Source organism: Serratia sp. CY56464 (assembly GCF_052168435.1).
GTDB lineage: Bacteria > Pseudomonadota > Gammaproteobacteria > Enterobacterales > Enterobacteriaceae > Serratia > Serratia marcescens.
Window position 1 is genome coordinate 1963877 of the sequence record NZ_JBJNMV010000001.1, and the last position, 13423, is coordinate 1977299.

Sequence of the window (13423 nt, forward strand, 5' to 3'; positions counted from 1 at the left end):
AGCCGGCGATCGGCCGGTAGGCCAATGTTCCGAGAAGAAACGGGTTTACGCTTCTTTGCACAAGGGCCGCTTAAGCGGCCCTTTCTTATTAAATTGCAATGGCTAAGCGACCATCAATCGTGCCGCGGCGGCGCCAGCACCTCGCGGTTGCCGTTATGCCCCTGCTCGCTGACGATGCCCTGCGCCTCCATCTGTTCGATGATGCGCGCCGCGCGGTTATAGCCGATGCGGAACTGGCGCTGTACGCCGGAGATGGAGGCGCGGCGTTTATCCACCACGAAATCCACCGCCTGGTCAAACAACGGATCCAGCTCTTCGTCGCCGTCCATCCCGCCACCGGCACCGCCCTCGCCGTCTTCGCCGCCGCTGAGAATGCCCTCTTTATATTGGGGCCGCTCGCGCGCTTTCCAATCCTTGACCACCGCGTGCACTTCCTGATCGCGCACGAATGCGCCATGCACGCGCACCGGGATCGAGGAGTTCGGCGCCAGATAGAGCATGTCACCCATACCCAGCAAGGACTCGGCGCCCCCCTGATCGAGGATGGTGCGGGAGTCGATCTTGCTCGACACGGTAAAGGCGATGCGCGTCGGAATGTTGGCCTTGATCAGGCCGGTGATCACATCCACCGACGGACGCTGGGTCGCCAGCACCAGATGGATGCCCGCCGCACGCGCTTTCTGCGCCAGGCGAGCGATCAGCTCTTCGACCTTCTTGCCGACCGTCATGATCAGATCGGCGAATTCGTCGACCATCACCACGATGTACGGCTCTTTCTCCAACACCGGCGGCGTGATGTCCATGCTGTCGGTCGGCTTCCAGAATGGATCCGGGATCGGACGCCCCATCGCTTCGGCCTGATCGACGCGCTCGTTGTAGCCGGCCAGGTTACGCACGCCCAGGGCAGACATCAGCTTGTAGCGGCGTTCCATTTCACCCACGCACCAGCGCAGCGCGTTGGCGGCGTCTTTCATGTCGGTGACCACGTCGGTCAACAGGTGTGGAATGCCTTCGTAAACCGACAGTTCCAGCATTTTCGGGTCGATCATGATAAAGCGCACTTCTTTCGGCGTGGCCTTATACAAGATGCTCAGGATCATGGCGTTGACCCCGACCGACTTACCGGAACCGGTGGTACCGGCGACCAGCAAGTGCGGCATTTTGCCCAGATCGGCCACGACCGGTTCGCCGGAGATGTCTTTACCCAATACGATGGACAGCGGCGACGGATTGTCACGGAAAGCAGGGCAATCCAGCACTTCACGCAGATACACCGTTTGCCGTTTGGCGTTCGGCAGCTCCAGACCGACATAAGGCTTGCCGGGGATCACTTCCACCACGCGCACCGCCGAAGTCGACAGCGAGCGCGCCAGATCGCGCGACAGGTTGGAAATGCGCGCCGCTTTAACGCCCGGCGCCAGATCCAGCTCGAAGCGGGTGATGACCGGCCCCGGCAGGATGTCCACCACGTCGGCTTTCACGCGGTAATCGGCCAGGCTGGCCTCCACCAAGCGCGCCTTCTGTTCCAGCGCGAAGGAATCGACCGGCTCCACCTCTTTCGGCGCCTCGGTCAACAGATCCAGCGTCGGCAGCGGCGTGGTCGGCTTCTGCAGCGGCTGATCGTTGCGCATCAGGAACGGGTGAATCAGACTGTCCATCGCAGGATGTTGCTCTGCCTGAGCTTGCTGAGGCTGCTGCTGCGCCGGTTGCTGTGGCTGCTGATATTGCTGCTGCGACGGCTGTTGATACTGCTGTTGCTGCGGCTGCTGATATTGCTGCTGCGACGGCTGTTGATACTGCTGTTGCTGCGGCTGCTGATATTGCTGCTGCGACGGCTGTTGATGCTGCTGTTGCTGCGGCTGCTGGTATTGTTGAGGCTGCGGGTGCGATTGCTGAGGTTGGGCAGCCGGCGCCGCCGGCTCAAACTGACCGAACGGCACATCGTCCTCTTGCTCGCTTTGCTGTTCAATGCGCTCTTCAAGCTGCGGGGACAGCGTGAACATCGGCTCGCTCGGGCCATCGTCCATCAGATCCGCCATCGGCGAGAAGCTGAAAGCATTGCGGGTATCGATCGGGCTGGCGGCCGGCGCCTGCGGAGCAGATGCTTGCTGGCCGTAGCGCGCCTGCTGCTGCTCGGCAAACGCCTGGCGCAGCGCGGCCTCTTGCTGCGCCTCTTCGTCGTCCTGTTGATAGCCTTCGCCGTAGCGTTGGTGCTGCTGCTCGGCAAACGCCTTGCTCAGCTCGGCTTCCTGCAATGCGCTCTCGTCATCTTGTTGCTCAGGCGCGTAGCTTTCGCCATAGCGCTGGCTTTGCTGCTCGGCAAACGCCTGACGCAGCGCGGCTTCCTGTAGCGCCTCTTCGTCCTGCGGGTTCACCGCCGCCGGCTGCTGAGGCTCCGCCTCTGTCTGGCGCTGTTCCTGTTCGGCCGCACGCTGTGAAGGCAGCTTGATGCCGTAGGAAGCCAGTTCGCGACGGGTCGGGATGCGCACCGGGTTCGGCCGCGGCAGCTCAGGGCCGATGCCCTGCTTAACCTGCGGATTGCCGTCACTGGTCGCCGTGAAGGCCGGCATAAAGGTCGCAGCTGCAACGCCCGCAGCAGCAGCGGCTGCCGCCGTATCCGGCTGCGGTTTGGCGCCGGTGGCGCTGAAACCGCTCGAACTGCCGATGTCGACGCTGTCACGCTGTGCGGCGGTAAAATCAAAGGGAGAACGCGCCGGCGGCTGCGGCGCGACCGGCTCTTGCCAGTTGCCAAGGCGCGGCTCATCGTCATCCTGATAAGGATCGACAGGACGCGTCGCCTTAGGCGCAGGCGTTTCTTCCGGGATCTCGAAGGAATACAGCGGCGGCGTAGCGTCTTGCGCCGGGGCGCTCACCGGGTGCTGATTGACCGAGGCCGGCGCGGCCGGCGCCACCGTTACCGACGGCGCCTGAGCGGCGATCGGCGCAGCAACGGGCTCGTGGATCTCTGCCTTCACCGCCGGTGCAGGCGAAGCCGCCGGCGCGATGGGTGCGGCTTCTGCTTCAAGCTCGTCATCGTCGGCGCGCAGGCCGCTGAGCAACGGATCGGCGGCGTCTTCTGCCGCCGCTTTGGCGCTTTCGGTGACCGAAGGCGCGGAGAACAGCACGTCGTCATCGGCGGCCGCGGCTCCGGCGGCGGTCGCGGCAACCGCTGCGGCGGCGCCCTTCCCTGCCTGCTCAGGCTCGTCGTCAACGTAACGCTCGTCATCCTCAAAATAGCGCTCTTCGCGACGTGAGCGATTGGTCATCACCGTCGCGACGCCCAGCACCGCCCCGCCGATCTTCTCGGCGATCACCAGCCAGGACCAGCCGGTAAACAGCGTCAACCCCGCCGCCCATACGCACAGCAGCGCCAGCGTAGCGCCGATGCCGTTGAACCACGGCAACATGGCGTTGCTCAGCAGGCTGCCGATCACGCCGCCGGAAGCGAAGTAATAGAGATCGTCGACGTTCAGCGCCGCCAGCCCGCAGGAGGTGAGCACTAACGCCAGGGTGCCGATCAGGCGCAGGGAAAGCGCGAAATAGTCGATGTAGTCTCTGTTGCTGCGTTGGCGATAAGCCGCCCAGCACAAGACCAGCATGATCGGCGGTATCGCGTAGGCGAGCACCCCGAAGGTGAAGAACAGCGTATCGGCCAACCAGGCCCCGACACCGCCGCCCAGATTGTGAATCGGCTCATGCCACGCGGTCTGCGACCAGCTTGGGTCAGACGGGTTGAAACTGACCAACGCAGCCATGAGGTAAATGGCAAAAATCGCTACCACGATAAGCACAGCTTCCAGCAAACGCCGGCCACTGCTGAGTCTTTTCAGGGTAACTTCTTTATCTTCTGTATATTCCTGGCTCAAGAAAGGCTCTCCAGGTTCCTGTTAGCTGACATAGCAACAGCGCCGAGAAACTGCCCCGGCGCCGAAACTGTATGAATAAACAGGAGTGTAACCAATTTAATCAGGTTTTGCACCTGCACCTTACCGTGTTTTGATAACCAGACGGTTACTCTGTTTCACTTCTTCCATCACTACGTAGGTACGGGTGTCGTTAACCCCCGGCAAACGCAGCAAGGTTTCGCCCAGCAATTTGCGGTAAGCCGACATGTCCGGTACGCGGGTTTTCAACAGGTAGTCGAAATCGCCGGAAACCAGATGACACTCCTGAATCTCTTCAAGCTTCTGCACTGCCGAGTTGAATTGCTCAAACACATCCGGCGCGCCGCGGTTCAGCGTGATCTCCACGAAAACCAGCAGGGACGCATCCAGATAATGCGGGTTAAGCAATGCGGTATAGCCATGAATGAAACCCTGGCGCTCAAGACGGCGCACGCGTTCCAAACATGGTGTCGGGGATAACCCCACGCGCTTCGAAAGCTCGACGTTCGAAATACGCCCATCCTTCTGCAGCTCATTCAGGATGTTGCGGTCGATACGGTCAAGATCTTTACCCGGGCGTTTCTTGTTGTCTGCCATTATTATTGTCTCTCTTATTTTCTTCCGTGCACTTGCCACACCCTAGCCAACGTCAATGTGTAAGGGTTCGTTCCAAGCGAAGACCCGATGCCTGTCATATGCTTCTTCACTACCATCATTCCACGCCGCGCAGCCTGTCTGTCCAACCCCGCGCGACGCAGGTAACGACGTTTAGGTCGAGAAAAAATCAGCAAACGCTTGCGCGCTCTGCTCCGCCCACCCATCGCGCATTGCCGCCTCGCGGCGCAAATACGTACGATTTGCTGGTGTTACGGGGATAATTTCTTCTTCCTATGATGTTTTCGCAAATGCGCAGCGGATTGTCAAAGTAAAAGAAGCAAAATCAGAACAACGTACCGTCACGAAAAGTCTGCATCCCATTTTTGGTTATGAATCGCTGGCAGATAAACCCCGGCGGGGAGCGGCTGAAGTCGCAGAATGCGCCGTTTTTGCGCGGTTGGCGATTCGGCGGCCGAATGCGGCTTTGATAAGGTAAATTTCTGCGTTCGGCGTACGATTTGCCGACAGCGGGTGCATTAATAGGCGACAACTATCATACAAATCGTTAACAACGTCGCCCGGCGCTTTTTTTACTGCGCCATTTTCCCTACAATCGGCTTCATTGTCCGCCATTGTGGAATAAAGAGGTTATTCATGGGCACGGCTAAACATAGCAAATTACTGATTCTGGGCTCCGGCCCGGCCGGTTACACCGCCGCCGTCTACGCGGCGCGCGCCAACCTGAATCCGGTGCTGATCACCGGTCTGGAGCAAGGCGGCCAGCTGACCACCACCACCGAAGTGGAAAACTGGCCGGGCGACGCCGACGGCCTGACCGGTCCGGCGCTGATGGAGCGCATGCGCGAGCACGCGGAGAAGTTCCAAACTGAAATCGTCTTCGATCATATCAACAGCGTCGATCTGCAGCAGCGTCCGTTCCGCCTGTTCGGCGACAGCGGCGAATACAGCTGCGACGCGCTGATCATCGCGACCGGCGCCTCCGCCCGCTACCTTGGCCTGCCTTCCGAAGACGCCTTCAAGGGCAAAGGCGTTTCCGCCTGCGCGACCTGCGACGGTTTCTTCTACCGCAACCAGAAAGTCGCGGTGGTCGGCGGCGGCAACACCGCCGTTGAAGAAGCGCTGTACCTGTCCAACATCGCCGCCGAGGTTCACCTGATCCACCGTCGCGACAGCTTCCGCTCAGAGAAGATACTGATCGACCGGCTGATGGAAAAAGTGAAAAGCGGCAACATCGTGTTGCACACCGACCATACGCTGGACGAAGTGCTGGGCGATGAAATGGGCGTGACCGGCGTGCGCATCCGCAGCACCAAAGCGGAAAACGAAACACGTGAACTGGAACTGGCCGGCGTGTTCATCGCTATCGGCCACAGCCCGAACACCGGCATCTTCGGCGGCCAGCTGGAGCTGGAAAACGGCTACATCAAGGTACAGTCCGGCATTCACGGCAATGCGACCCAGACCACTATCCCCGGCGTCTTCGCCGCAGGCGACGTGATGGATCACGTCTACCGCCAGGCGATCACTTCCGCCGGCACCGGCTGTATGGCGGCGCTGGACGCAGAACGTTACCTGGACGGCATCGCCGGCGCAGAAGTCTGCTAAGACGTTTTCATCATCGGCAAAAAGCGGCTCTCGAGCCGCTTTTTTTGTTTCCCCCCTCCGCCCCCCTTCTCGCGTCTGTTATAGCCACATTTGGCCGCTTTATTATTTTCAGTCTGCCGGGTGACGAGGTAACATGGGACCTCGCTTGTTTGTCGCCGATTGCGCCAAACACTATTATTTAACAGTACGTTAACCCAGCCCGTAACAAACGGGCGCCGGCGACGCAGACGCATATCTGATGAAAAAAACCAGACAGCAACAGTTAACCCGTTGGCTTAAAACCCAGAGTTCGTTGGCGCAGCGTTGGCTGCGCCTTTCCATGCTGTTGGGGCTGTTCAGCGGCCTGCTGATCGTGGCGCAGGCGTGGCTGCTGGCCAGCCTGCTGCACGCCCTGATCATCGAACATACCCCACGCGAGCAGCTGCTCCCTTCGTTTATCTGGCTGGCCGCCGCGTTCGCATTGCGGGCGCTGTTGAGCTGGCTGCGGGAGCGGGTCGGTTTCCTGTGTGGCCAGGTGATCCGTCAGCGCATGCGCCAGCAGGTGCTGGATAAGCTGCAGCAGCTCGGCCCGGCCTGGATCCAGGGCAAACCGGCGGGCAGTTGGGCCAGCATCATCGTCGAGCAGATCGAGGATATGCAGGACTATTACTCGCGCTATCTGCCGCAGATGTATCTGGCGGTCTTCATCCCGCTGCTGATCCTGATCGCCGTCTTCCCGATCAATTGGGCCGCCGGTTTGATTCTGTTGGCGACCGCGCCGCTGATCCCGCTGTTCATGGCACTGGTCGGTATGGGGGCCGCCGACGCCAACCGCCGCAACTTCGTGGCGCTGGCGCGATTGAGCGGCAACTTCCTCGACCGCCTGCGCGGCCTGGACACCCTGCGGCTGTTCGACCGCGCGCAGGCCGAAACCGCGCAGATCGCCAAATCCTCCGAAGACTTCCGCAGCCGCACCATGGAAGTGCTGCGCATGGCCTTCCTCTCTTCCGGCGTGCTGGAATTCTTCGCTTCGATTTCCATCGCCGTGGTGGCGGTGTACTTTGGCTTTTCTTACCTCGGCGAACTCAATTTCGGCAGCTACGGCCTCGGCGTAACGCTGTTTTCCGGTTTTCTGGTGCTGATTCTGGCGCCGGAGTTTTTCCAACCGCTGCGCGATCTCGGCACCTTCTACCATGCCAAAGCGCAGGCGGTCGGCGCGGCGGAAGCGCTGGAAACCTTCCTCAGCGCCGAAGGCGAGCAGATGGGCAACGGCACGCGGCAGCTGCCCGCCGATCAACCGCTGACGCTGCAGGCGAACGAATTGGAAATTCTGTCGCCGAACGGCGTGTTGCTGGCCGGGCCGCTGAGTTTCACCCTGCAACCGCAGCAGCGCGTGGCGCTGGTCGGGCTGAGCGGCGCCGGCAAAAGTTCGCTGCTCAATCTGCTGCTCGGCTTCCTGCCCTACCGTGGATCGTTGACCGTCAACGGCATCGAACTGCGTGACCTGTCCGCAGAGAACTGGAGGCAGCAGCTGAGCTGGGTCGGGCAAAACCCGCACCTGCCGGCGCAAACCTTGCGCGCCAATATCCTGCTGGGCTGCCCGCAGGCCGATGAAACGCAGCTGCAGCAGGCGGTGGAACACGCCTACGTCAGCGAGCTGTTGCCGTATCTGCCGCAGGGGCTCGACACCGAAGTGGGCGATAACGCCGCCCGCCTGTCGGTCGGCCAGGCGCAGCGCGTGGCGGTCGCCCGGGCGCTGATCGGCCCGCGCCGCTTGCTGCTGCTCGATGAACCGGCCGCCAGCCTCGATGCCCATAGCGAACAACGGGTGATGCAGGCGTTGAATGCCGCTTCGCATCAACAAACCACCCTGCTGGTGACGCATCAGCTGGAAGATACCGAAGACTACGATCAGATTTGGGTGATGGATAACGGGCGCATCGTGCAACAGGGCGATTACGCCACCCTCAGCGCCCAGCCGGGCCTGTTCGCCACTCTGATCGCCCACCGCCGCGGGGAGCTTTAATCATGCGCGTGTTGCTGCCGTTTTTGGCGTTGTATCGCCGCCATAGCCTGCTGATTAGCCTGGGCATCCTTTTGGCGATCGTCACTCTGCTGGCCAGCATCGGCCTGCTGGCGCTCTCCGGCTGGTTCCTGGCCGCCTCTTCGCTGGCCGGATTGGCGGGTCTGCTGACCTTCAACTACATGCTGCCCGCCGCCGGCGTGCGCGGCGCGGCGATCTTCCGCACCGCCGGGCGCTACGCCGAGCGCGTGGTCAGCCACGACGCCACCTTCCGCGTGCTGTCGCACCTGCGGGTGTTCACCTTCAGCAAGATCCTGCCGCTGACGCCGGGCGGCATCGCCCGTTTCCGCCAGGCCGACCTGCTCAACCGCCTGGTGGCGGACGTGGACACGCTGGATCATCTTTATCTGCGGGTGATCTCGCCGCTGATCAGCGCGGCGGTGGTGATCCTGGTCGTCACCTACGGCCTGAGCTGGCTGGATCCTGCGCTCGCCCTGACGCTGGGCGGCATTCTGTTGCTGCTGTTGCTGCTGGTGCCGCCGGTGTTCTATCGCGCCGGCAAACCGATCGGCGGGCAACTCACCGCCCTGCGCGGCCAATACCGCACCGACCTGACCGCCTGGCTGCAGGGGCAGGCGGAGCTGGTGGTGTTCGGCGCCGTCAACGACTTCCGCCAGACGCTGAATGCCACCGAACAGCGGTGGCAACGCCGCCAGTGGCAGCAAGCCTCGCTGAGCGGCAAGGCGCAGGCGCTGATGATCCTCGCCAGCGGGCTGACGGTGACGCTGCTGCTGTGGCTGACCGCCGCCGGCATCGGCGGCGATACCCAACCCGGCGCGCTGATCGCGCTGTTTGTCTTCGCCGCGCTGGCGTCGTTCGAAGCGCTGATGCCGGTGGCCGGCGCCTTCCAGCACCTCGGCCAGGTGATCGCCTCCGCCACGCGGGTCAAACAGATCATCGATCGCCAGCCGGAAGTCACCTTCCCCGCCGCCGGTCCGGCCGCCGCCGACCGGGCTCAGCTTAGCCTGCGGCAGCTGAGTTTCACCTACCCCGATCAGCCGCAGCCGGTGCTGCGCGACGTCACGCTCGAAGTCGCGGCCGGCGAACACATCGCCTTGCTCGGCCGCACCGGCTGCGGCAAGTCCACCCTGCTGCAGCTGCTGACCCGCGCCTGGCGCACCGACGGCGGAAAAATTCTGCTCAACGGCGAACCGCTGGAAGATTATGATGAAACCACCCTGCGTCGAATGACCACGGTCGTCAGCCAGCGAGTGCATATCTTCAGCGATACGCTGCGGGAAAACCTGCGGCTGGCCGCACCGGATGCCGACGACGCTCATTTGAGTGACGTCCTGCAGCAGGTGGGGCTCGGCAAATTGCTGGCCGGCGACGGCGGGCTGAACGCCTGGCTCGGCGAAGGCGGCCGGCAGCTGTCCGGCGGCGAACAGCGCCGTCTGGGCATCGCCCGCGCGCTGCTGCATCCGGCCCCGCTGCTGCTGCTTGACGAACCGACCGAAGGGCTGGACGCCGAAACCGAACAGCAGATCCTGGCGCTGCTGCGCCGGCATTGTCAGGGCAAGACGCTGATTCTGGTGACGCACCGCCTGTACGGCCTGGAGCATCTCGATCGCATTTGCGTAATGGATGACGGCCAAATTGTCGAACAGGGCAATCACGCGGCCCTGATGCGCCAGCAGGGCCGCTATGCCCGCTTTCGCAACCGTATCAGCAACCTGGCGCCGTAATCGGCCCGTAGAGGACGCAGAAACCCTGTATGCGCATCGTTAAGCTTTCCCCCCAGTCGCTGGCGTTTCCCTCGCCTGAGGGCGCCCTGCGCGATCCCAACGGCCTGCTGGCGATCGGCGGCGACCTGACGGCGCCGCGGCTGCTGGCAGCCTACGAGCGCGGCATCTTCCCCTGGTACTCGCCGGGGGAAGCGATTCTGTGGTGGTCACCCGATCCGCGTGCGGTGCTGTTCCCGGCCGAGTTTCATCTCAACCGCAGCCTGAAACGCTTTCTTCGCCACGATCCGTTTCGCATCACGCTTAATCACGACTTCGCCGCGGTGATCGCCGCCTGCGCCCACCGGCCGAATGAAGGCACCTGGATCGGCCCGGAGGTGCAGCGCGCCTATCAGCATCTGCATCGCCTCGGCTACGCGCACTCTGTGGAGGTATGGCAGGATGATCAATTGGTTGGCGGCATGTACGGCGTAGCGCAGGGCGCGTTGTTCTGCGGCGAATCGATGTTCAGCCGCGTCACCAACGCCTCAAAATGCGCATTGATGGCCTTTTGCCGCCATTTTGCCGCTTATGGCGGGGAATTGATTGACTGCCAGGTGCTGAACGCTCACACTGCCCGCCTTGGCGCGCGTGAAATTCCGCGCCGTCAATTCTTGCAGCAGCTCAGCACCCTTCAACGGCGGCCTTTGGCACCGGCGTGCTGGGCGTCGCAAGTCATATCCCCACAGCCGGTTGAACCGCCCTCCCCAGCAAACTAATTGGTGGAAACGGTGCAATGTTCACCGACACATCTTTACATAATGGGGGTTTTTCGGCATTATCTTGCCGGTTAAAAACTAAGGTAGTTAGACCTAGAGGATTCGATGGCCAAAGAAGACAATATTGAAATGCAGGGCACCGTTCTTGATACGCTGCCGAACACCATGTTCCGCGTTGAATTGGAAAACGGGCACGTGGTAACCGCACACATCTCCGGTAAAATGCGTAAAAACTATATCCGCATCCTGACGGGCGACAAAGTCACTGTTGAGCTGACCCCGTACGACCTGAGCAAAGGCCGCATTGTCTTCCGTAGCCGTTAATCGGCTCACCGCGCGCCACACGCTGGCGGCATCGAGGATGTAATCCCTCGGGAGCCCTTTCCGTTTACCCCCGCAGCGACGTTACACAACGGGTTGCAGGTGCGCAGGTAAACTGAGAGGGCTCACTCGTTTCTGTTGTACGGTGAATCTCACCCATAAAAAAAGCGATGCCGAAGCATCGCTTTTTCTTTGCCTGAAGGCGGCCTTAGTGCACCGCGCCCTCGTCCGCTTTGCGCTTGGCGGCGCTGAGGAAGTGGTAGGTCAGCTGTTTCTTGTCCTTGTCCAGCTCGACCTTCACGGAACCGCCGTCCACCAGCGAACCGAACAGCAACTCGTTGGCCAACGGTTTCTTCAGGTTTTCCTGCATGACGCGCGCCATCGGACGAGCGCCCATCGCACGGTCGTAGCCCTTCACCGATAGCCAGTCGCGCGCTTCGTCGCTCACTTCCAGCGAGACGCCCTTCGCATCCAGCTGCGCCTGCAGTTCGACGATAAACTTGTCGACCACCTGCTGGATCACCTCGGTAGACAGATGGTTGAACCAGATGATGTTGTCCAGACGGTTGCGGAATTCCGGCGTAAACACCTTCTTGATCTCTTCCATCGCGTCGGTGCTGTTGTCCTGCTGCACCAGACCAATCGACTTGCGTTCGGTTTCCCGCACCCCGGCGTTGGTGGTCATCACCAGGATCACATTGCGGAAGTCCGCCTTGCGGCCGTTGTTGTCGGTCAGCGTACCGTTATCCATCACCTGCAACAGCAGGTTGAACACGTCCGGGTGCGCCTTCTCGATCTCATCGAGCAGCACCACCGCATGCGGATGCTTGATCACCGCATCGGTCAGCAGCCCGCCCTGATCGTAACCGACGTAGCCCGGAGGCGCGCCGATCAGGCGGCTGACGGTATGCCGCTCCATGTACTCGGACATGTCGAAACGCAGCAGCTCGATATCCATCGCCTTGGCCAACTGAACGGTGACCTCGGTTTTCCCGACCCCGGTCGGCCCGGCGAACAGGAAGGAACCGACCGGCTTGCGCTCGTGGCCCAGACCGGCGCGGCTCATCTTGATCGCTTCGGTCAGCGCTTCGATCGCCTGATCCTGGCCGAATACCAGCATCTTCAAGCGATCGCCCAGGTTTCTCAGCACGTCGCGATCGCTGGCCGACACGGTTTTCTCTGGAATGCGCGCGATACGCGCCACCACGGATTCGATATCGGCCACGTTAACGGTTTTCTTGCGCTTGCTGGCCGGCATCAACCGGCTGCGGGCGCCCGCCTCGTCAATCACGTCGATCGCCTTGTCCGGCAGATGGCGATCGTTAATGTATTTCACCGACAGCTCCACCGCGGCGCGGATCGCCTTGGCGGTATAACGCACGTCGTGGTGCGCTTCATACTTGGCCTTCAGGCCGTTGATGATCTGAACGGTCTCTTCCGCCGTCGGTTCGGTGATATCGATCTTCTGGAAGCGGCGCGCCAAAGCGCGATCCTTTTCGAAGATGTTGCTGAACTCCTGGTAGGTGGTCGAGCCGATCACCCGGATCTTGCCGCTCGACAGCAGCGGTTTGATCAGATTGGCGGCATCCACTTGCCCACCGGAAGCCGCACCGGCGCCGATGATGGTATGAATTTCATCGATGAACAGGATGCTGTTCTGATCCTGCTCCAGCTGCTTGAGCAGCGCCTTGAAGCGTTTCTCGAAGTCGCCGCGGTATTTGGTGCCGGCCAGCAGTGAACCGATATCCAGCGAATACAGCGTGCAGTCCGCCATCACTTCCGGCACGTCGCCCTGCACGATACGCCAGGCCAGACCTTCGGCGATGGCGGTCTTGCCCACGCCGGATTCGCCGACCAGCAACGGGTTGTTTTTACGACGGCGGCACAGCACCTGAATCGCGCGCTCCAGCTCACGATCGCGGCCGATCAGCGGATCGATGCCGCCCACACGGGCCAACTGATTGAGGTTGGTGGTGAAGTTTTCCATACGGTCTTCCCCTCCGGACTGCTCTTCGTTCACCGGGTTTTCCGCATTCGGCGCTTGGCCCGGCTCGTCTTTACGCGTGCCATGTGAAATGAAGTTCACCACGTCGAGACGGCTGACGTCGTGCTTGCGCAGCAGATAAGCCGCCTGCGACTCCTGCTCGCTGAAGATGGCCACCAACACGTTGGCGCCGGACACTTCGCTGCGGCCGGAAGATTGCACATGGAAGACCGCGCGCTGCAACACGCGCTGGAAGCTGAGCGTCGGCTGAGTGTCGCGCTCCTCTTCGCCGGCGGGCAGCGTCGGTGTGGTTTGTTCGATGAAGGCTTCCAGCTCCTGGCGCAACGCGGCCAGATCCACCGTACATGCCTCGAGCGCTTCTCGCGCGGCAGGGTTGCTCAGCAACGCCAGCAACAGGTGCTCCACGGTCATAAACTCGTGTCTGTGCTCACGCGCCCTGGCGAAAGCCATGTTGAGACTGAGTTCCAGTTCTTGATTGAGCATAAGCA

The 13423-nt window shown here is 61.6% G+C and carries 8 protein-coding genes; 5 read left to right on the top strand and 3 right to left on the bottom strand.

From position 1 onward, the window contains the following. Positions 1-113: 113 nt before the first annotated feature. Both ACJ8KE_RS09580 and lrp read right to left on the bottom strand, forming a co-directional pair. Complete coding sequence (locus tag ACJ8KE_RS09580) at positions 114-3866, bottom strand: DNA translocase FtsK 4TM domain-containing protein (RefSeq protein ID WP_442517226.1); 3753 nt, start codon at positions 3864-3866, stop codon at positions 114-116. Between the two features lie 120 nt (positions 3867-3986). After that, entirely contained in the window at positions 3987-4481 is a 495-nt protein-coding gene (lrp, locus tag ACJ8KE_RS09585; protein WP_004928318.1) for a leucine-responsive transcriptional regulator Lrp, read from the bottom strand. A gap of 654 nt (positions 4482-5135) precedes the next feature. On the opposite strand from lrp, the gene trxB reads away from it, so the two are divergent. From trxB to infA, 5 genes are all read left to right on the top strand, one after another. After that, on the top strand, positions 5136-6107 hold the full coding sequence (trxB, locus tag ACJ8KE_RS09590) for a thioredoxin-disulfide reductase (protein WP_016928331.1): 972 nt from the start codon (positions 5136-5138) through the stop codon (positions 6105-6107). Between the two features lie 238 nt (positions 6108-6345). Then, positions 6346-8112 carry a heme ABC transporter permease/ATP-binding protein CydD gene (cydD, locus tag ACJ8KE_RS09595; protein WP_116403748.1) on the top strand — a complete coding sequence of 589 codons (1767 nt, stop codon included), beginning with the start codon at positions 6346-6348 and terminating at the stop codon, positions 8110-8112. A gap of 2 nt (positions 8113-8114) precedes the next feature. Continuing rightward, positions 8115-9854, top strand: a complete 1740-nt coding sequence (gene cydC, locus ACJ8KE_RS09600) for a heme ABC transporter ATP-binding protein/permease CydC (protein ID WP_274985314.1) — start codon at positions 8115-8117, stop codon at positions 9852-9854. A gap of 29 nt (positions 9855-9883) precedes the next feature. Continuing rightward, complete coding sequence (gene aat, locus ACJ8KE_RS09605; RefSeq protein ID WP_079449447.1) at positions 9884-10609, top strand: leucyl/phenylalanyl-tRNA--protein transferase; 726 nt, start codon at positions 9884-9886, stop codon at positions 10607-10609. 105 nt (positions 10610-10714) lie between these two features. Then, entirely contained in the window at positions 10715-10933 is a 219-nt protein-coding gene (gene infA, locus ACJ8KE_RS09610; protein ID WP_002211347.1) for a translation initiation factor IF-1, read from the top strand. A 205-nt stretch (positions 10934-11138) separates the two neighbouring features. Here infA and clpA read toward each other — a convergent pair whose 3' ends face one another. Further along, positions 11139-13418, bottom strand: coding sequence for an ATP-dependent Clp protease ATP-binding subunit ClpA (gene clpA / locus ACJ8KE_RS09615; RefSeq protein ID WP_004928343.1), 2280 nt, complete (start codon positions 13416-13418; stop codon positions 11139-11141). Positions 13419-13423 lie beyond the last annotated feature (5 nt).